At 74.2% G+C, this 18841-nt stretch carries 19 protein-coding genes and 1 pseudogene; 11 read left to right on the top strand and 9 right to left on the bottom strand.

The genetic code is table 11. The features are described from left to right. Positions 1 to 114: 114 nt before the first annotated feature. Positions 115 to 1665 (bottom strand): phospholipase D-like domain-containing protein, encoded by a 1551-nt coding sequence (locus tag ACI8AA_RS23675; RefSeq protein ID WP_457046819.1) that lies wholly within the window; start codon positions 1663 to 1665, stop codon positions 115 to 117. 135 nt (positions 1666 to 1800) lie between these two features. Here ACI8AA_RS23675 and ACI8AA_RS23670 point away from each other — a divergent pair, with 135 nt between their 5' ends. After that, on the top strand, positions 1801 to 2118 hold the full coding sequence (locus ACI8AA_RS23670; RefSeq protein ID WP_457046818.1) for a hypothetical protein: 318 nt from the start codon (positions 1801 to 1803) through the stop codon (positions 2116 to 2118). Positions 2119 to 2143: 25 nt separating this feature from the next. Here the strand turns inward: ACI8AA_RS23670 and ACI8AA_RS23665 are convergent, their stop codons facing one another. From ACI8AA_RS23665 to ACI8AA_RS23635, 7 genes are all read right to left on the bottom strand, one after another. Beyond that, positions 2144 to 3415, bottom strand: coding sequence for a PP2C family protein-serine/threonine phosphatase (locus ACI8AA_RS23665; RefSeq protein WP_457046817.1), 1272 nt, complete (start codon positions 3413 to 3415; stop codon positions 2144 to 2146). A 247-nt stretch (positions 3416 to 3662) separates the two neighbouring features. Then, complete coding sequence (locus ACI8AA_RS23660) at positions 3663 to 6044, bottom strand: endo-1,4-beta-xylanase (RefSeq protein ID WP_457046816.1); 2382 nt, start codon at positions 6042 to 6044, stop codon at positions 3663 to 3665. An 843-nt stretch (positions 6045 to 6887) separates the two neighbouring features. Next, positions 6888 to 7571 (bottom strand): DUF1345 domain-containing protein, encoded by a 684-nt coding sequence (locus ACI8AA_RS23655; RefSeq protein WP_457046815.1) that lies wholly within the window; start codon positions 7569 to 7571, stop codon positions 6888 to 6890. 91 nt (positions 7572 to 7662) lie between these two features. Further along, positions 7663 to 8838 (bottom strand): zinc-dependent alcohol dehydrogenase, encoded by a 1176-nt coding sequence (locus ACI8AA_RS23650; protein ID WP_457046814.1) that lies wholly within the window; start codon positions 8836 to 8838, stop codon positions 7663 to 7665. Then, complete coding sequence (locus ACI8AA_RS23645) at positions 8835 to 9320, bottom strand: hypothetical protein (protein WP_457046813.1); 486 nt, start codon at positions 9318 to 9320, stop codon at positions 8835 to 8837. The genes ACI8AA_RS23650 and ACI8AA_RS23645 overlap by 4 nt, the downstream gene beginning before the upstream one ends. After that, complete coding sequence (locus tag ACI8AA_RS23640; RefSeq protein ID WP_457046812.1) at positions 9317 to 9892, bottom strand: type 1 glutamine amidotransferase domain-containing protein; 576 nt, start codon at positions 9890 to 9892, stop codon at positions 9317 to 9319. The genes ACI8AA_RS23645 and ACI8AA_RS23640 overlap by 4 nt, the downstream gene beginning before the upstream one ends. Position 9893: 1 nt before the next feature. Then, the gene (locus ACI8AA_RS23635) at positions 9894 to 11048 is read right to left on the bottom strand and encodes a glutathione-independent formaldehyde dehydrogenase (protein WP_457046811.1); all 1155 of its coding nucleotides are present in this window, start codon (positions 11046 to 11048) and stop codon (positions 9894 to 9896) included. A gap of 193 nt (positions 11049 to 11241) precedes the next feature. Here ACI8AA_RS23635 and ACI8AA_RS23630 point away from each other — a divergent pair, with 193 nt between their 5' ends. The 7 genes and pseudogenes from ACI8AA_RS23630 to ACI8AA_RS23600 all read left to right on the top strand — a co-directional run bounded on the left by ACI8AA_RS23630 (position 11242) and on the right by ACI8AA_RS23600 (position 15080). Beyond that, a complete protein-coding gene (locus ACI8AA_RS23630; protein WP_457046810.1) occupies positions 11242 to 11541 on the top strand; it encodes a hypothetical protein in 300 nt (99 codons plus the stop codon). 157 nt (positions 11542 to 11698) lie between these two features. Beyond that, the gene (locus ACI8AA_RS23625) at positions 11699 to 11989 is read left to right on the top strand and encodes an ANTAR domain-containing protein (protein ID WP_457046809.1); all 291 of its coding nucleotides are present in this window, start codon (positions 11699 to 11701) and stop codon (positions 11987 to 11989) included. A gap of 240 nt (positions 11990 to 12229) precedes the next feature. Then, the gene (locus tag ACI8AA_RS23620) at positions 12230 to 13186 is read left to right on the top strand and encodes a hypothetical protein (RefSeq protein WP_457046808.1); all 957 of its coding nucleotides are present in this window, start codon (positions 12230 to 12232) and stop codon (positions 13184 to 13186) included. Positions 13187 to 13370: 184 nt separating this feature from the next. Beyond that, the gene (locus ACI8AA_RS23615) at positions 13371 to 13910 is read left to right on the top strand and encodes an SRPBCC family protein (protein WP_457046807.1); all 540 of its coding nucleotides are present in this window, start codon (positions 13371 to 13373) and stop codon (positions 13908 to 13910) included. After that, positions 13826 to 14107 (top strand): annotated as a pseudogene (locus ACI8AA_RS23610) (alcohol dehydrogenase catalytic domain-containing protein); the annotation flags it as partial. The gene ACI8AA_RS23615 and the pseudogene ACI8AA_RS23610, both read left to right, overlap by 85 nt. A gap of 140 nt (positions 14108 to 14247) precedes the next feature. Beyond that, positions 14248 to 14655 carry a hypothetical protein gene (locus tag ACI8AA_RS23605; RefSeq protein WP_457046820.1) on the top strand — a complete coding sequence of 136 codons (408 nt, stop codon included), beginning with the start codon at positions 14248 to 14250 and terminating at the stop codon, positions 14653 to 14655. A gap of 41 nt (positions 14656 to 14696) precedes the next feature. Further along, positions 14697 to 15080: a hypothetical protein gene (locus ACI8AA_RS23600; protein WP_457046806.1), complete on the top strand. Its 384-nt coding sequence runs from the start codon at positions 14697 to 14699 to the stop codon at positions 15078 to 15080. 3 nt (positions 15081 to 15083) lie between these two features. On the opposite strand, the gene ACI8AA_RS23595 is transcribed toward ACI8AA_RS23600, so the two are convergent. Beyond that, the gene (locus tag ACI8AA_RS23595; RefSeq protein ID WP_457046805.1) at positions 15084 to 16028 is read right to left on the bottom strand and encodes a LysR family transcriptional regulator; all 945 of its coding nucleotides are present in this window, start codon (positions 16026 to 16028) and stop codon (positions 15084 to 15086) included. Positions 16029 to 16238: 210 nt separating this feature from the next. On the opposite strand from ACI8AA_RS23595, the gene ACI8AA_RS23590 reads away from it, so the two are divergent. From ACI8AA_RS23590 to ACI8AA_RS23580, 3 genes are all read left to right on the top strand, one after another. Continuing rightward, positions 16239 to 17255, top strand: coding sequence for a response regulator transcription factor (locus ACI8AA_RS23590; protein ID WP_457046804.1), 1017 nt, complete (start codon positions 16239 to 16241; stop codon positions 17253 to 17255). 836 nt (positions 17256 to 18091) lie between these two features. Continuing rightward, positions 18092 to 18376: a DUF2795 domain-containing protein gene (locus tag ACI8AA_RS23585; protein WP_457046803.1), complete on the top strand. Its 285-nt coding sequence runs from the start codon at positions 18092 to 18094 to the stop codon at positions 18374 to 18376. A gap of 122 nt (positions 18377 to 18498) precedes the next feature. Beyond that, positions 18499 to 18717, top strand: coding sequence for a hypothetical protein (locus ACI8AA_RS23580; RefSeq protein WP_457046802.1), 219 nt, complete (start codon positions 18499 to 18501; stop codon positions 18715 to 18717). The last annotated feature ends 124 nt before the right edge of the window (positions 18718 to 18841 follow it).

Here is an 18841-nt window from a genome sequence, read left to right as displayed (position 1 = left end):
GTCCTACCAGAGGGCTTGGAGCTCGCTGAGGAAGGGCCCCCCCCCCCCCCCCCCCCCCCCCCCCCCCCCCACCCCCCCCCCCCCCCCCCCCCCCCCCCCCCCCCCGGTTCCCGGTCAGCCCCGCTGGCGGCGCCGGCGGCCGGCGAAGGCCCGCCGCACCCGGCGCCAGCGGTTGGGCGTGTGCTCGGCGTCGAGCAGCTCGGTCTCGGCGAGCAGCCGCTCCACCGGGTCGAGCTCCGGCGCCTCGAAGGCCACCAGCGAGCGCCCGGTCGGCCGCACGAGCGCGTCGACGGCGCGGACCAGCGACCCGCCGTGCTCCTCCACCGCGGCCGCGACCTCCTCCGGCGTGACCCCGAGGTGCTCGCCGAGCAGGCGGTGGCGCGTGCCCAGGACCGCGGCGGCCAGCTCGTCGTGGCGCGGGTCGCCGGTGCGGGCCTCGATCGACAGGTCGCACTCGGTGTCCAGGCCCATCGAGCGGTTGTTGAGGTTGGCCGAGCCGATCCGCAGCAGCCGGTCGTCGAGGCAGGTCACCTTGGCGTGCACGTAGATCGGCCGGCGCTCCTCGGTGACCGGCACGAGCAGGCGGAACCGATCGTACCGGTCGGCGCGGGAGACCAGGTCGAACAGCTTCACCCGGGCGGTGTCCATGGCCTTGCTCTCCAGCCAGCCGTCGGCCGACCGCGGCAGGACGACGACGAACTCCGGCCCGTCGGGCTCCTGCAGCCGCTCGGCGATCGCCTCGGCGACCCGGCGGTTGGCGAAGTACTGCGTCTCGACGTAGACGGTGCGCCGGGCGGCCGCGACCACGGCCAGCCACAGCAGCTCGATCTCGTGCACCAGCTCGGCGCCGCCGTACTCGGGGCGGGTGCGCGAGACCGCGACGTCGACGTCGGAGAGGAAGGTCTCGACCTCCTCGGGCCAGCAGGCCTCGACGTCGGTCACCGGCTCCAGGTGCTCCCCGGTGCCGCTCTCCCAGCGCTCGCGGGCGAGGTCGCCGATCGCGCGGGCGGCCGGGCCGGACACCAGGCTGGTGACGTCGTGCCAGGGGCCGCGCAGCCGGGTCGTGTGCGGCCGGTGCCGCAGCGGGTGGCGGTCGCGGTGCTCGGAGGTGTCCCAGCGGTCGGCGGTGACGTCGATGCCGCCGGCGAAGGCCAGGCAGTCGTCGATGACGACGATCTTCTGGTGGTGCGCGCCGCCGAGCGGGTGGTGCGTGTCGACGGTGAACCGCAGCCGGTCGGGCGTGCGCCGGTCGAGCAGCACGATCGGGGCCATGCGGCGGGTCAGCGCCACCACCATGCCGAGGTCCCACTGCAGGACGCCGATCTCCAGCCGCGGGTTGGCGCGCACGGCGTGCTCGAGCACGCGGCCCAGGCGGTCGTCGCGGGCGCGGCCGGGCGTGCGCGGGTCCATCCGGATGCGCGGGTCGAAGTCCCAGCCGATGAACAGCACCCGCCGCTCGGCGCGCAGCACCGCGCGCTTGAGGGTGGCGAAGTAGTCGGCGGCGTCGACGAACACGGCGTGCCGGTCGGCGCGCTCGATCCGCCAGCAGGTCTCCCCCGGGACGAGCAGCGTGTCGTCGGACGGGGCGGGGACCGGAGCGGTCCGGAGGGCCGGGAGGGAGGGGATGCGTGCGGTCGTCCCGGCGGAGTCGGCGCTCTCGATCACCCCGGCAGTCTGCCGACCGGCGCAAGCAGCCGCGCCGCGCCGTCCCCCGTCGGGGTGGGCGGCCCCGTCCCCGCCGTCGTCCCGGGACGCAGCGGAGGCTGCCGCGGCGCCCACCGGTGCGTCACTCTGTCGGGCATGGCGTCCCGGGAGGACAGCGGAGCACCGCCCGCCGGCGAGGCCGACCGGGTGCGGCACCTCGCCCGGCGGGCCGAGGCCGGACGGCGCCGGGCCGCGGACCTGATGCTCCGGCAGGAGGAGCTGGCCGACGCCCTCGCCCGGACCTCCCGCCACATCGTCGACACCGAGACGCGGCTCGCCGAGACCCTCGACCAGCTCGCCGCGACCCGCCCGGAGGACGGCGAACGCCTCCGCCGCGAGGCCCGCGACGCCCGCGAGTTCGCGTCGCGCGAGCGCGACCGCGCCGCCGAGCGCGAGGCGGACCGACGTCCCTGATCCCCCGGGGGGTCCGCGCCCGCGGTCAGGCGCCCGGGCGGCGGGACGAGCGCGCGGACGAGGCTCGGCCGGCGTCGGCACCGTGTGCGCTGTCCCGGCGGCGCGGCGGACCCCCGTACCAGTCCAGGCAGACCACGGTCGCGTCGTCGCGGAGGTCGCCGCCGGTCGCGCGCAGGACCGCGGCCCCCAGCTCCTGGACCACCTGCCGGGGGTGGAGGTCCGCGGTGTCGCGGAGGGCCGCCGCGACGTCGAGGACCGCGGCGTTGCGCTCCTGCATGCCGTCGGTGAGGAGGACGACCCGGTCCCCCGGGGTCAGCCGGAACTCCTGGGGCCGGAACGACGCGCGGGGCACGACACCGAACGGCGGCTCGACGGCCAGGCCGATCTCCCGCACCCTGCGGTCCCGCAGCCGCAGCGGCAGCGGGTGACCGGCGTTCACGACCATGGCCGCGCCGGACGAGAGGTCCACGCGCAGGAGCTGCCCGGTGACGAAGTGCCCGTCCGCGGCGCCGTCAGCGAGGGCGTCGTTGGCGTAGCGGGCCTGCCCGGCGAGGTCCAGGCCCTTCCGGCGGGCGTTGCGCAGGGCCCCGACGAGCAGCGTGGCCAGCAGGGCGGCGTCGACCTCGTGCCCGACGGCGTCGGTGATCGACACGTGCAGCGAGTCCTGGTTGAGCGTGTAGTCGAAGGTGTCCCCGCCCACCGAGGCGGCCGGCTCCAGCCAGCCGGCGAGGGTGAACTGCCCCGCCTCGCAGGTGTAGGACGCCGGGAGCAGCCGGCGCTGGATCTCCGCGGCCAGGGAGAACGGCGTCGTGCGCTGGCCCCACTCGAACACGTCGGTGTACCGGCGGGCGGCGATGACGACGTAGGCCAGGGTGTGCGCGGCAGCGGCGACGTCGGTGACCACCGCCGGGTCCGGGTGCGCCGGCAGGACCATCTCCAGCAGCCCGATCGCGTCTCCGCGGTCGCTGACCGGGGCGACCAGCCGGGCCCCGTCGTCGAGCGGCCGCACGTCGACCTCCTGGGTCCACAGCACGCGCTCGTACACGGTGCCGGACAGCGGCAGCGTCTCCGCGTGCGCGCCCGCCTGCGAGCGCCCGCCCTCGGCGCCGGCGATCCCCGTGGTGAGCCGCACGACGGCGTGGCCGCTGAAGTCGGCGATCAGGAACGTCAGGTCCCGCGCCCCGAGCATCTCCGCGAGCGCCTCCGCCGCAGCCTGCAGGGCCTCGATCGGCGCCGTCCCCTCGACCCGGTCGAGCAGGACGCCGACGTCCAGGCCCGAGACCGGCGGCATCGCCATGGAGCAACTCTAGGGAGGAGACCCGGGCTGCCGTGCGGCCGCGCCGACCCCGTACGACGACGAGGGCCCGACCTGCGGTTCTGCAGATCGGGCCCTCACCGACCGGGTGGAGCCGAGGGGACTCGGATCCCCGACTCCCACGGTGCAGGGTCGGGGGCTGGGGAGACCGCCGCTGGAGCGAGCCGCACACGCGGACCGGCCCCCGGCCACGGGTGTGGTCGGGGGCCGGTCGTGCGGTGCAGCTGGTTCAGGCGCGTGGTCCTGGTGCGCGTCGGGTGACCACCACGTCGAAGGTCGTCGGGTTGGACGTGTTCCCGGCCGTGTCGGTCGCCGTGCAGGTGACCTCCGTGGTGCCGATCGGGAACCGGGACCCCGAGGGCGGCGTGCACGTCGCCGTCACCGCGCCGTCCCGGGTGTCACCGGCGGTGACCGTGTACGAGACCTTCGTGCCGGCGGCACCCGGGGAGGTCGCGTGGACCGGGTCGTGACCGGCGACGCGCGGGGCCAACTGGTCGGCCGGGCGCTCCGCGAGCTGCGCCGGGTCGACGATCCCCCAGTACGCCGGGGTCACCTGCAGGTCGTCGTCGAAGGGCAGCGGCGCCTCCCACGGCCGGGCGGCCGGCCACGTCCGCAGCCAGCTGCGGGCGTTGCTGATGCCCCAGAAGGTCACCGACTCGATGGAGTCCGAGTGGCTGCGGAGCATGTCGAACAGGTCGCGGTAGTAGTACCCGTTCTCGGTCTCGGCCTCGTCCTGGTCGGTCATCCCGGGGCGGTGCTGCGGAGTGGTGCCGCTGCTGACGTCGGCGCCGTGGTTCTCGGCCGAGGTGCTGATGTCCAGCTCGGTGATGACCTGCAGCAGGGAGGGGTCGAGCTGCTCGACGGCGGTCAGCGAGTCGTCGAGCCACTGCACCGGGCGGGCGAAGTCCATGTGCGCCTGGTGGCCCACCCCGTCGATCGGCACGCCCCGCTCCTGCAGGGCGGCGATCAGCGACAGGTAGTCCGCCCGCTTCGTCGGCATCTCGGTGTTGTAGTCGTTGATGAACAGCTTCGCCTGCGGGAAGTACCTGTCCGCGAAGCGGAAGGCGTCGTCGACGAACCTCTCGCCGAGGACCTGGAACCAGCGGCTGTCGCGCATGTCGTGCGGGTTGGCGTTGTCGCTGTCGTTGATGACCTCGTTGACGACGTCCCAGGCCCAGATCGGGCTGTTCCCGTCGGGGTAGCGGGCGTCGACGTGGTCGGCGATCGCCTTGATGTGCGCCTCCATGCGGGCGCGCAGCAGGGCCTGGTCCGCGGGGCTGTTCGTCAGGTCGCGGTCGCCGTCCTTGAAGAACCAGTCCGGGGTCTGGGAGTGCCACGCGAGCACGTGCCCGTACACCTGCACGCCGGTGGCGTCGGCGTAGTCGAGGAGGGCGTCGAGGTCGCCGAAGGTGAAGTTCCCCTCGGTGGGCTGGACCTCGGCGGGCTTGCCGTCGTTCTCGGGGGTGAAGGCGTTGAAGTGCCGCTGCACCAGCTGTGACGCCCGGCCCACCGTCTCCCGCTGGTCGATGGCGACGCCGACGTGCTCGAAGCCCTGGCTCCCGAGGACGTCCTGGAGGGCCGGCACGTCCTGGACGGGCGTCTCGGTGAACTCGGCGACCGAGACGTCGTCGATGAGGAAGCTGACGTTCGCGTCGCCCTCGACGTAGAGCTGCGCCGTGTCGATCGGCGCGCCGAGGGTGTATCGGCCGGTGATCTGCGTCCACGCGTCGGAGGTGACGACGGCGCTGGCGCCCGGCACGTTGTCGTAGCCGGTGCCGGCCCCGGCGCGGTCGCGCTGGATGGACGCCTTCAGGGACGCCGACGTCGCAGACTGGCCAGCAGCCAGCTTCGCCCAGAAGGAGATCTGCACCGTCCTGCCGACGGCCAGGCTCTCGGTGACGTCGAGGGTCGGGCCCTGCCACGCCTGCAACCGGTTGGTGGTCAGCAGGCTGGTGGTGCCGCCGTGCGCGTCGGACGTCGTGGTGGCGACCTGCGCGTCACCGCGCGGGCCCCAGCCCTGCAGGCCGCTCTCGAAGTCGCTGCTGACCGGCTGGATGGCGCCCGGCTCGCCCGGCGCCACGGCCTCGCCGACGACCGTGACGTCGTCGACGTAGAAGTCCTGCGTAGGGTCCGGGCTCTCGAGGTACAGCTCGAGCTCGGTGTTCTCGGTCGCGTGCGTGTAGTCGCCCGTGACCAGGGTCCAGTCGGTGTCGTTCACCGCGACCTGCCAGGCCACCGTCCCATAGGCGGTCTCGCCGCCGCTGACCCGCTTCACGCTCATGGTCACCTGGTCGCTGCCGGAGCCCGCGGGCAGCCGGACCCAGGCCGCGACCTCGTAGGTGCCGGCCGGCATGAACGGCAGGGCGTTGACGCCGGGACCCTGCCAGCCCTGGGTGCGGCCGCTGGAGAAGAGGCTGTGCGCACCGGTGCGGGCCACGTCGGTGGTCACGGCCGCGGAGGAGCCGCGGCCATACCAGCCGCTGGTCCCGTTCTCGAAGCCGGTCTCGTGCACCGTCGCCGGAGCAGCGGCGGCCGAGGGCGCCAGGGCGACCCCCAGCGGTGCGAGCAGGCCCAGGACGGTCGTCCCGGCCGCGAGGCGTCGTCGGCTCATTGCGTCGTGGTTCTCCTCGGAGAGGGGCGCCGCGCCGGCGCAGAGAAGTCCGAAAGGAGCGCAAGACCTTCCGGAAAATATCGGTACGGAGTGAAACACCCCACATGTGGCGTGGTCAACAGTCCGGCGGCGTCGGCCCGGGGACGAACCGGTCCGCGAGGACCGGCGGGTGCGAGCAGTCCGGGACGCCGAGCGAGGAGCGACCCGGAACGCAGTCCTCGGGCTCGTACCGCTTCGTCCCCGACCAGACCGAGGCGGCGCTGGGAGGGGCGTGACAGGCGGTGGCCGGTGCGGACCTGCAGCGGATCCGCGTGCACGTCCACCAGCGAACCGCTCGCTGGAGGTGGCGGATCCCGGTGTCCCGTCGAGGCCACGGGTGACCCGACCCCGCCGTGCCACCCCTGGCCCGCGAGGCCTCCGGTCGCATGGGCGCCGTGCTCGTGATGCGACGTCGACTGCAGCGAGAGACGACTCAGGCCGCTCTCCCGAGGGAGAACGGCCTGCTCATCGAGGTGGAGCTGCGGGGAGTCGGGCCCCTGGGACCCACACTGCCATGCCGTCATGATCGCGTTCGTGGCGGTTCGCCTGCGTTCTGCGAGCCGCTCGACCTGCCGGTTCGTGCCGCGGCGGACAACGGGGCACGAGGGCGAACACCACCACCTGCACCCACCACTGCAAGCACGCTGAGCACGTCCGTGCAGGGTCAGGGGTCCACCTCCACGGCCACGGGAGGTGCACGGCCGCCGACGGCCGGTCCGGCAGGTGCGCGTCGGCGAGTGCACGCGGGCCGCTCGACGCGGCCGGCCGGTCGAGGGCGCAGCACCGTGGACACCGCGCCGGCCGTCACCCCGGCGCTGTCCCCGCTGCCCCACGTCGGTCACCAGGTCCACCGCCACGGTGATCACCACGGCGCCGAACAAGTAGGACAGCAGAGCGTGCCCGGGCGATCCTGCGGATCGACGTGTCCTCGACCTGCGTGTCGGGCATCGCGGAGCTCATCCCGCCGGTGCACGCGACGTAGGCGAAGTCGCTCTGGCCAGGCGGCTCCCGCTGGCCGAAGTCGATGCCGCCGTCGCCACCGGCGTAGTGGTGGCGCGCGAACTCGAGGGCGGAGACCGTGTCGACCAGCCCCCACGACAGGATCACCACCAGGACGCCGAGCACCACGGTGGCGACCCCGACGACACCCCCGGAGCCGGACCGGACGAGGACCTCCACGACGGCGGCGAGGCCGGCCACCGCCGCACCCAGCACGGCCGTGTCGGTGACCCGGGTCTGCCCCTCCTCCTCGGCCAGCCGTTTGGTCCCCTCCGCGTCGCGCGGCCGGCTGATCCGCCACACCCAGGACAGCAGCCCGCCGGCGGCCACGACCCAGCCGACGAGGACCGCGAGCTCGGGGACGCCGGCGACCGTGGTCAGTCCGCCCGCGACGAGGCCGCCGCCGAGGCAGATCAGCAGGCGGCGCGACGACAGGATGGTCGGACGTCGGGTCGCCTGCACCGCCGTCCTGCCGGGTGCGACGCTCATCCGGTCGCCCCGCACCGGGCCGGCGGGGGCCCGGCACCGGCCCACCGTCGGGCGCGGCGCCGGGCCCCGTGGCGGTCCGTCCGGCGTCGCCTCAGCCACCCGGACGGAACACGGCACGGACGCACCCGTCCTCCTTCTCCTTGAACATCCGGTAGCCCTTCGGCCCGTCGTCGAGCGGCATCACGTGGGTGGCGAGGTGTTCGGTCCGCACCTCGTCCCGGCTCATCAGGTCGAGGATCTCCGGGACGTAGCGGTGCCCGTGCTGCTGGGCGCCGCGCAGGGTCAGCGCCTTGTTCATCACCGCCCCCATCGGGAACTTGTCCACCAGGCCGCCGAACACGCCCAGCGCGAACACCGTCCCGCCCTTGCGGCAGGCGTAGATGGCCTCCCGGAGGGCGGTCGGCCGGTCCGACTGCAGCCGCAACTGCTGCTTGACCTGGTCGTAGAGGTACTGCGGGCCCGGGCTGTGCGCCTCCATGCCCACCGCCTCGATGCAGACGTCCGGACCGCGCCCGCCGGACATCTCCCGCAGCTCCGCGGGGACGTCGACCTCCTCGTAGTCGAGCGTCTCCGCCCCGACGTGCGCGCGCACCTGCGCCAGCCGGTTGTCGAACCGGTCGATGACCACGACCCGCTCGGCGCCCATGAGCATCGCCTTGCGCGCGGCCATCTGCCCCACTCCCCCAGCACCCCACACCGCGACGACGTCACCGGGCCGCACGCCGGCCTGGTCCGCCCCCGTCCATCCGGTGGGGGCCGCGTCGGAGGCGAACAGGGCCCGCTCGTCCGAGACGCCGTCAGGGATCGCGAAGGCGCCGTTGTCGGCGTAGGGCACCCGGATGTAGCGCGCGTGGCTGCCCGCCCAGCCGCCCATCGCGTGGGAGTACCCGAAGCAGCCGCCGATGGACTGGCCCCACAGCGCCTCGGTGATCCCCGGGTTCGGGTTGCCGTTGTCGCACAGCGACCACAGCCCCTGCTTGCAGTACCAGCACTGCCCGCAGCCGATGAAGGAGACCACCACCACGCGGTCGCCCACCCGGTGCTTGGTCACTCCCCGCCCGACCTCGGCGACCGTGCCCATGAACTCGTGGCCCAGCACGTCACCGGCGCGCATCGCGGGGATGTAGCCGCCCAGCAGGTGCAGGTCGGAGCCGCAGGTCACCGACAGGCCGACCTCGAGGATGATGTCGTGGTCGTTGAGGATCGTCGGCTCCGGGACGTCCTCCACGCCCACCTCGTTGACGCCTCGCCAGGTGATCGCCTTCATCGCACACCTGCCTTGGGCGCCACCTTGGTCCACGCCTCCAGGAGCGCGCCGCCGGGTGTCGCCGTCCGCCTGCCGTGCGGTGCGGGGTCCACCGCCAAGACCTCGCCCACCTCGATGAGCTGCTTGGCCCGGCGCAGCGCCGACCGCAGGTCGGCCTGCGGGTCGTTGCCGGTCAGCCGACCGAGCGCGCTGCCGGAAGGCTGGTCGCGCAGCCGGACCGCCAGCTCCGCGCCCTTCTCGCCCGCGGCCGGGCGGACCCGTACCTCGATCCGATCGCCGAACTCAGCCAGGGGTGCGGGCAGCCGCGCGGTGTCGATGTCGGCCGGCTCGCGGAGCAGGGTCACCGCGAGCCAGCCGGACGCCGGCGCGCCCCCGTCGGCCGGACGGGCGGCCGAGGGGTCGATGGCCGACCGCACCTGGCGGACGACGCTCCCGCCGGCGCGGGCGGCGAGGGAGGCCACGTTCCCGAGGGACGAGCTCATGCGCCACCTCCGGCCGCGGCGGGCTGCGGCGCGCGGGCGAACTCCTGCACGATGCGCTCGCAGAAGGCCGGCAGGTCGTCCGGCGACCGGCTCGTCGTGATGTTGCCGTCGGTGACGACCTGCTCGTCGACCACCTCGGCGCCGGCGTTGCGCAGGTCCGTGCGGATGCTCGGGAACGACGTCAGCCGCCGTCCTCGCGCGACGTCGGCCTCGACGAAGTTCCACGGCCCGTGGCAGATGCTCGCCACCGGCTTGCCCGACTCGACGAAGTCCCGCACGAACGCGACCGCCGCCGGCTGCATGCGCAGCTGGTCCGGGTTCACCGTGCCGCCCGGCAGCAGCAGCGCGTCGTACTCGTCCACCGACGCCGCGCCGACCAGCCGGTCGACCCCGAAGGTGCCGGCGTCCTCCAGGTCGTTGTTCCGTGCCGCGATCTCGCCGTCGTGGATCGACAGCACGTCGGTCCGCGCGCCCGCGTCGTCCAGGGCCCGGCGCGGCTGCTCCAGCTCGACTCGCTCCACGCCGTCGGCCGCCAGGATCGCGACCCGCCGTCCGTTCAGCTCCCCGGCCACGTCAGCTCCCCGCCATCGCCGGGTGCAGGACGACCTTCGTCCAGCCCTCGTCCCGGGCGTCGAAGTGCTCGTAGGCCACCGGCGCCTGGTCCAGCGGCAGCTCGTGGCTCACGATGAACGACGGCTCGGCCTTGCCCGCGGCGATGAGGTCGCGCAGCTGCCGGTTGTACTTCTTGACCGGCGCCTGGCCGCTGCCGATGTGCTGGCCCTTGAACCAGAACATGCCGAAGTCGAAGGCGAGCTTGCCCTGCTTCGCCAGCTCGTCGCTGGCGCCGGGGTCCTGCGGCACGTAGACGCCGACGGTGCCGATCGTCCCGGTGAAGCGCACCGAGGCGACCAGCCGGTTCATCGTCAGGTTGGCCTGCTCCTGGCCGTCGGGCTCGTGCGCCTGGTAGCCGACGCACTCGCAGCCGTTGTCCGCCCCCAGCCCCATCGTCTGCTCGAGAACGGCCTGCACCGGGTCGACCTTCGAGTCGTCGATGGCGATCGCGCCGATCGACTCGGCCAGCTTGAGCCGGTCGGGGTGCCGGTCGACGACCATCACCTTGCCGGCCCCGCGGATGGTGGCCGAGAGCGCGGCCATCAGCCCGACCGGGCCGGCGCCGTAGATGACCGTCTGGTCGCCGGGCTTCACCCCGGCCATCTCGGTGGCGTGGTAGCCGGTCGGGAAGATGTCGGCGAGCATCACGTAGTCGGTCTGGCGCTGCTCGGCGTCCTCACCCAGCCGCAGGCAGTTGAAGTCACCCCAGGGCACGCGCAGCAGCTCCGCCTGCCCACCGGCCCAGGGGCCCATGTCGGCGAAGCCGTAGGCGGCACCGGCCATCTTCGGCTCCGGCTGCGCGGTCAGGCAGTAGTTCGTGAGCTGCCGCTCGCAGTTCTTGCAGTGCCCGCAGGCGATGTTGAACGGCAGGACGACCCAGTCCCCCACCCGCACCTTGTCGACCCCGTCGCCGACCTCGACCACCTGGCCCAGGTTCTCGTGCCCGAACCAGCGGCCGGTCTCGAAGTCGGTGCGGCCCTCGTACATGTGCAGGTCCGAGCCGCAGATGTTCGCCGAGGTGATCCGCACCAGGACGTCGGTCGGCCGCTCGATCCGCGCGTCCGGTACGTCCTTGACGCTGACCTGGCGGGGTCCGTCGTACACGACTGCCTTCACGCTGCCTCCTCGTCAGGGTGGTCCCGTGCCCGGCTGGGGTCGGGACCTCGATTGCACCCGGCGCGGCGGGGCGCCCGGAATCGGCAGACATGCCGATACCGGCCCGGTCGACGTACACCCGGGGGTTCGACCGCGCCGGGGAGTGCGCGCCCACGGCGGGTGGCCCGCGCCCCGGTCAGGACGGACGCGGGCGATGGACCGGGCCCCGGAGTGCGCAGGAACGGACACCGGCCTGCTCCGCGGCTCGGTCCGCATCGCCACCGTCGCCGTGCCCCGCAGGCTCGACGTGATCGAGACGATCGCGGGCGCACCCCTGTGGGAGCTCGGCATCGCCAGCCGGGACGAGGTGTTCCGCGGCGCGGCCGGACCCCTCGTCCTCGCCGCCTACCGCTCGCAGTGCCGCCGGCCCGTCGACGGGCAGGCCGGCGGGCCTGTCGAGGTCCAGGTCGCTCGTGAGGCGCCGGACACCGACGAGCCACACCCTGACCGCTGACCCCTGGTCGCGGAGCCGCGGATCGGTCGCTCTGCCGATACCGGACGCCGGAACGCGCCCGCACGCTGGCGTCCGTCGCAGGAGAGGCCCACGGCGTGCAGGCGACGACGCACCGGCCATCCGCACACCGGTCGTACAGCAGGAGGACCAGGACACGATGACCGTCGACCCGTCAGTGGAGGCGCCGGCCGCGCACGTGCACCGCCTCGCCGTCCTCGCCGAACTCGACCAGCTGCACGCGCGGGTCCGATCGGCGGAGGACAGGGCGGCCAGCCTGCAGCAGGCGCTGACCACCAACCGGCAGATCGGCATCGCGATCGGCATCCTGATGTGCCAGCGCCAGCTCACGGCCGACCAGGCCTTCGCGATGCTCGCGACGCACAGCCAGAACAGCAACGTCAAGGTGCGAGTGCTGGCCGAGACGGTGATCTACACGGGGAGTCTGTGAGACGTGCCCCGCAGGACGGTGGCCGCCGACGCTCCTGCGCTCGAGTCGCCAGAGGGCGCACGTGGGGCACGTCCCGGCCGGGCTGCCGGCACCGACGCGAACCCGTGCCGTTGACCGTGCCGAACGCCTCGGGCTGCGCGTCCACCCGTGAGTGAGGGAGGGTGAGCCGTGATGAGCGGGAGCGAACCGCAGCTCCAGCGTGGGGGGTCGGAGGTCGCGGGCGTCGCGTCGTCCGCCACCGTGCAGGAACGGGCTGCCGAGCACCTGCAGAAGCTCAGGCGGATCCTGCCCTTCGACACCGGCTGGCTCGCCCTACGCGACCCCGAGCGGCAGACCCACGTCCCGCTGGCCACCACCGGTCCGGCCGAGGCGCTCGTCGCCTACTTCGGCCGTCCGGAGGCCGACGAGGAGGTGGACCGGCTCGGCCTCCACCGGCACCGCCCGCCGATGCTGGCCAGCGAGATCCCGGGCCCGCTGTCCGAGGTCCGCGCGTGGGCCGACCACCTGCTCCCGGCCGGCTTCCGCCAGGGTCTGGCGGCCCCGCTGGTCACGACGGACGGGCGGCACATCGGCTTCCTCAGCCTGCTCTCCGACGATCCGTCGCGACCGGGCCGGGCGGACCGGAGGGTCGTCGCAGCCGTCACCACGGTGATCGCCGACGACCTGGACCGGACCCGGGACATCGCCGAGACCGCCCGGATCGTCGGGAACGCCGGCGCCGGCGTCGTCCTCACCCGCGGGGGCGACGTCCTGCCGCTCCCGGGTCTGCCCGACGACCGCCTGTTGACTCCGGGCTCGCCGATCCTCGGGGTCGCCGCTGACGAGCTGGCCGTCAGCGGCGCGTACACCTCGTTCCTCGTCCCGGCACCGGGGATCGGCCGCGAGGAGCTGGTCCGGGTCACCGCGCTCGACTTCGCCCGCCCGGACCTCGACCACCTCTCCGCCGCGGTGCTCCTGTGCCCACCGGGCGACCTGCACGGCCTCACCGTCCTGGACCTCCGGGTCCTGGGCCTCGTGATCGAGGGCGTCACCGGCGTCCCGGCCCTCGCGCAGTCACTCCACGTGGCCGCGGAGGCGGTGGCCGACTCCCTGGGGCGGAGCCTGGTCGCCCTCGGGACCAGCGACCTCCCGGCCGCCGCGGTGCGCGCCCTGCGCCGCGGGATGCGCATCCCGCTCGGGGTGACGGGAGCGGCCTGAGCCGGATCCCGCGCCGGCCGGGAACCGGTCGTTCTGCCGATGGCGCGGGCCGGGCTCCGCGGATGTGCTGCACGCCGACGGCGTGCCGCCTCGTCCTCACTCACGGCCGACCTCGTCGTCATCACCGCCGTCGACCTCCACGCAGCCGTCACCGGGACCAGGCGAAGGGGAGAGCCGGACCGCCATGGAACTGACCTCGACCACGACCGTGACCAGGCCACCGGAGGAGGTGTACGCCTTCTGGCGGCAGCTCGACCGGCTGCCGACGTTCATGGCGCACCTCGAGGAGGTGCGCGCCACGGACGCGCGCCGCAGCCACTGGAAGGCGAGCGCACCGTTCGGCCGGGACGTCGAGTGGGACGCCGAGACCACCGAGGACGTCCCGGGACAGCGCATCGGGTGGCGCTCGGTCGACGGCGCCGACGTCCCCAACTCCGGCGTCGTCCGTCTCGTCCCCGCACCGGGCGGCCGCGGCACCGAGGTGCACGTGACCCTGACCTACGAGCTGCCCGGCGGCGCGCTGGGCAGGGCCGCGGCCAAGTACTTCGGCGAGGAGCCCTCCCGGCAGCTCGACGACGACCTGCGCCGGTTCAAGCAGGTCGTGGAGACCGGCGAGGTGATCCGCAGCGACGGCGCCCCGTGGGGCAAGCGGGCCCGCGAGGAGTTCCCGCAGCACCCCGCCCGCCCGCTGACCGACGAGGAGCGCGAGGAGGTCCTGGCGTGAAGGCCGACTGCTGGGTCAGCCCGAACACGGTCGAGGTGCAGGACGTCCCCGACCCGGAGATCCTCGACAGCCGGGACGCGATCGTGAGGATCACCGCGACAGCGATCTGCGGCTCGGACCTGCACCTGCTCGACGGCTACGTGCCGACGATGCAGAAGGGCGACGTCATGGGCCACGAGTTCATGGGCGAGGTGGTCGAGGTCGGCCCCGGGGTCGACCGCGACCGGCTCCGGGTCGGCGACCGCGTCGTCGTCCCTTCCCCATCGGCTGCGGCGCCTGCTCCGCCTGCCGGAACCAGCTGTGGTCCTGCTGCGAGAACACCAACCCCAACGCCGGTGTGGCCGAGGGGATGTTCGGCCACCCGGTCGCCGGCATCTACGGCTGCTCCCACCTCACCGGCGGCTTCGCCGGCGGCCAGGCCGAGTACGCCCGCGTGGTGCTCGCCGACGTCAACCCGCTGAAGATCGAGTCCGACCTCACCGACGAGCAGGTGCTCCTCCTCTCCGACATCCTGCCCACCGGCTACATGGGCGCCGAGAGGTGCGAGACCACCGACGGCGACGTCGTCGCCGTGTGGGGCGCCGGGCCGGTCGGGCAGTTCGCGATGGACAGCGCCCGGGTGCTCGGCGCGGCGAAGGTCATCGCCATCGACGACGTCCCGTACCGGCTGGAGATGGCCGCCGCGCAGGCTACGCGACGATCGACTACTCGAACAGCGACGTCCGCTCGGCCCTGCTCGAGCTGACCGGTGGCCGCGGGCCGGACAAGTGCATCGACGCCGTCGGCATGGAGGCCACCCACGGCGCCGCCCACGTGCAGCTCCACGACCGGGCCAAGCAGGCGGTCCGGTCCGAGACCGACCGGCCGCACGTCCTGCGCCAGGCGATCACCTCCTGCCGCAGCGGAGGCATCGTCTCGGTCATCGGCGTGTACGGCGGCTTCGTCGACAAGTTCCCGGCCGGCTCCTGGATGAACCGCTCCCTGACCCTGAAGACCGGGCAGTGCCACGTCCAGCGGTACATGCGCCCGCTGCTCGAGCGCATCGAACGCGGCGAGATCGACCCCACACGGGTGATCACCCACCGGCTGCCGCTGGCCGAGGCGCCGCACGGCTACGACGTCTTCAAGCACAAGCAGGACGGGTGCGAGAAGGTGGTCCTCAGGCCCTGACCGTCACTGCCGCCGGCCGTCGCCGGGACCACGCGTCGCCTCGATGAGCGTCTGCGGGTCCCGGGACGACTCGACGAGGAAGTCGACGAGCCTGCGGACGGCGGGGGTGGCCGGCGCCCGCCAGACCACCTCCAGAGCCCACGTCAACGCCGGAGCGAGAGGCCGCACCGTGATCCCCTCGACCCCCAGGTGATCGACGAGCCGGAGGATGCTCAGGGCGATGCCGGTGCCGGCTGCCACCGCGCGCAACACCGCCTGCGGCGCGTTCAGCAGGTCGGGTTCGATGACGACCTGGTCGTGCGCGGCCCCCGCGGGGAACAGGTGGTCCACGGCCCGGTCCCACGTCCCGGCGAACGGCTCCCGCGGGAACATGACCAGCACCTCGCCGGCGAGCGCGGCCACCGGCACCGTGACCGCGCCGCTCATCGCGTGCCCGTCGGGGAGCACGACGCCGAAGACGACCGAGCCCAGCACCACGCCGGCGAGGTCACGCTGCGGGTGGGACCGGCTCCAGACGATCGCCGCGTCCGCCCTGCCCTGGCGGACGGCCTCGACGGCGTCGTCCCCGCGGGCGGAGCTCACCGACACCTCGACCCCGTCGATCGCCACCGCGGCGTGCCGCAGTGGGTCGGCGAGGACGAGGTCGGCCATGGTGGCCACCCGCAGGCTCAGTTGCTCGCGGGAATGGGCGCTTGCGGCACGCACGTCCGCCAGCGCCCGGTCCACCTCTGCCAGGACGACCCGGGCCCGCTCGACCAGGACGACGCCGGCGGAGGTCAGCCGGGCCGCTTGCGGGGTGCGCTCGAACAACGGGACCCGGAGTTCCCGCTCCAGCGCACGGATCTGCTGCGAGAGCGACGGCGCAGCGATGTGGAGGCGCTGCGCGGCCCGGCTGAAGCGGCCTTCCTCGGCCACCGCCAGGAAGTAGCGCAGCTGGCGCAACTCCACGGTGCATGCTACTGCCGAAGCCGCGCCGTCCGCGGACCATAGTTGCGATGGCAACTGACTAACACCACCAAGGTTCCCGATCACGGGAACACGGGTTGCTCTCCCAGCCGGTGCGGTATGCACAGTCGCAGCCCGGTCAGCCTCGTCCAGGGCCGCAGCCGTCCTCGACGGCTCCGTCCGACCGCGAACACCCTGGACCGGTGAATCGACATGACCGAGGCCCCGGATCTCCGCCTTGCAGAGATCGCCGCCACTCCGGGACGGCTCCTCGACCGCGCCCAGGCGCTGCTGCACGAGCTGGGCCGCCACATCCCCTTCGACGCCTCCTGGATGGCGCTGGCCGACCCGCTGGGCAACGGCTACTCCTCCTTGACCAGCACCTCGCTGGACCAGAGCACCGTCCGGTACCTCAGCGGTCCCGAGATGGCACACGACATCGAGGTGACCGGGACCCATCTCGCCCGCCCACCGCTGAGCCCGTCGGACCTCCCCCATCCCGCCGAGGACCTGCCGACGTGGGCCCAGTGCCTCGTTCCCGCCGGCTATCGCGAGGCCCTCGCCGTCGCACTGTTCGTCCCGGGGCAGCGCCACGTCGGGTTCCTCGCGCTGCTCTCCGCCGGCACCCGGCCTCCGACGGAGGCCGTGCGGCACCGCCTGGCGCAGCTCGCCCCGATCCTCGCCCGCGGCGTCGACCCGATGCACTCGCTGCTCACCGCCGCACGCCTGGTCCAGGGCGCCCGGGCCGGTGTGGTGCTCTGCAGGGACGGCGGCACCGCGCCGTTCCCGGGTCTCGGCGACGACGCGCTGCTCGCGGGAGGCTCTCCCGTCCTGGACGCCGCTCGCGCGGCCACCCGGAGCGGCCAGGTGTACGCGTCCTTCCTGTGGCCGCGCGGTGGCCGGCACGCCCCGGACGGCCACGTCCGCGTGACGGTCCTGACGGGCACGGGCGACGAGTTCCACGTGCTGTCGGGGATGGTGCTGCTCTCCCCGAGCGGCGACCTGCGCGGGCTCACGCCCCGGGAGCTGGAGGTCCTCGGGCTGCTGATCGAGGGGTACGCCAACCAGGAGATCGCCCGGGCCCTCGTGGTGGCGCCGCGGACGGTCGCCGCCCACCTGGAGCACATCCTCGCCAAGCTGGGGGCGCCCTCGAGGACGCTCGCCGCCGTGCGCGCCGAGAGGGCGGGCCTCTACGTCCCGGCGGGAACGAGCGCGGATGGCCGGCGCTGAACCTCGGCGGAGGACCCACGGCCACAGCACGGGACGGTCCCGGCCACGTGGGCCCCGGGGAGAGGGGACGACCCACGGCCGGCGGGTCCGGTCCCGGGCCGCCGGGCGACCGACGGGCATCGGCAGGTCTGCCGATCTCGGCCGGCGGCTCCGGTTCCGACGGCGGCTCGGGGTACCCCCACGGCATGGACGGCGGAACCATCCCTCCGCAGGACGACGCACCCGCGGCTGCCGACGAGGTCGGTATCCGGCCCCCGGACGACCCGCGGGTGCCCCAGCCCGACGACGCCGATCCGACGGTGAGCAAGGAACTCGGCGGTGCGGCTCCGGCCGTCGGCCCCGGGCGCTCGCGAGAGGAACCCGGGACCCGGGACACGGACGGCTCTCGGCCGGGTGCAGATGACTAGCCGCTGACCGGACACCCCGGTCTCCGCAGTGCTCCCTGACACGGAGACGTGGGGCGGGCGATCACGTCCGGCGCGTCCGTCGTGAAGGGCCTGCAGGCGTGCGGTCGAGCCGCCCGCTCCTCTCCCGACGGTCCCCGGGTCGCGAAGCAGAGCCGTCGCCGCGGGTTCCCTCCCCGCGCGGTCGGCCGTGCAGGAACACGGGGGCCGGAGGCCGGATCGGTCGATCGACCGATGTCCCTGCGTCGCGACCGGTCCTAACGTCTGAGCCGCGGTCGGGACGACGGGATCCCCACGACCGGCGCCCGGCGGCGCCTCCGGAAGACGGTGCGGGAGGCGGTCGCACCCGGGGAGATCGCCGCGGTCGGGTCCGCCGGCTGCCCCCCGGCCCTCCGGGCACACCGACGACCGCGACCAGGAAGGCAACCGACCGTGACCGCTCCCAACACCCCTGAGGACGTCCTGCGGTACCTGGAGGACGTCGACTACCCGGCCGGCAAGGAGGCGCTGGTCGCCGCCGCCGAGCGGGCGGGCGCACCCGAGGCGGTGGTCCGCAGCCTCCGGGCCATCCCGCCGGTCGAGTACCGCAGCCGTGCGGAGGTGGTGCGGTCGGTGCCCGTCGACCCCGGAGCCGGCCGATCGGCGAGCCGGGCGGCCGAGCAGGCCCGCACCCGTGCCCCCGCGGGGGTCGCCGAGCACATGCGTGAGCCCCGGTAGGACCCGGTCGCCGGCCACGTCACCGTCCGGCCGGCCGTCCCACGAGCCCGAGGAACTCGTGGAGCGCACTGCGTGATCACCGACGTCGTACGACCTGGATGAACGACCTGGATGGAGGAGTCGTGAGCGAATCAGAGCTGGAGGAGACCGGGACCGGGGATGCCGCCAAGCGCATCGGTCAGGCACCGACGACCACCGACGTGACCGATCCGGAGCGGTCCTCCCGGAACACCGCCGCCGGCTCCGGTTCCGAGCCGGGCGAGGGCCCCGTCCAGCCGGACGCCGACGAGGGGGTGGACCCCTCGGCCAGCATCGAGCCCCACAACGAGGGACTCGTCTGACCACGGCGGGGGGGGGGGGGGGGGGGGGGGGGGGGGGGGGGGGGGGGGGGGGGGGGGGGGGGGGGGGGGGGGGGGGGGGGGGGGGGGGGGGGGGGGGGGGGGGGGGGGGGGGGGGGGGGGGGGG

It is taken from the genome of Geodermatophilus sp. SYSU D01180 (assembly GCF_054050415.1).
Note: the sequence above shows the minus strand (reverse complement) of the source record. Positions and strands in the feature narration are given on the sequence as shown.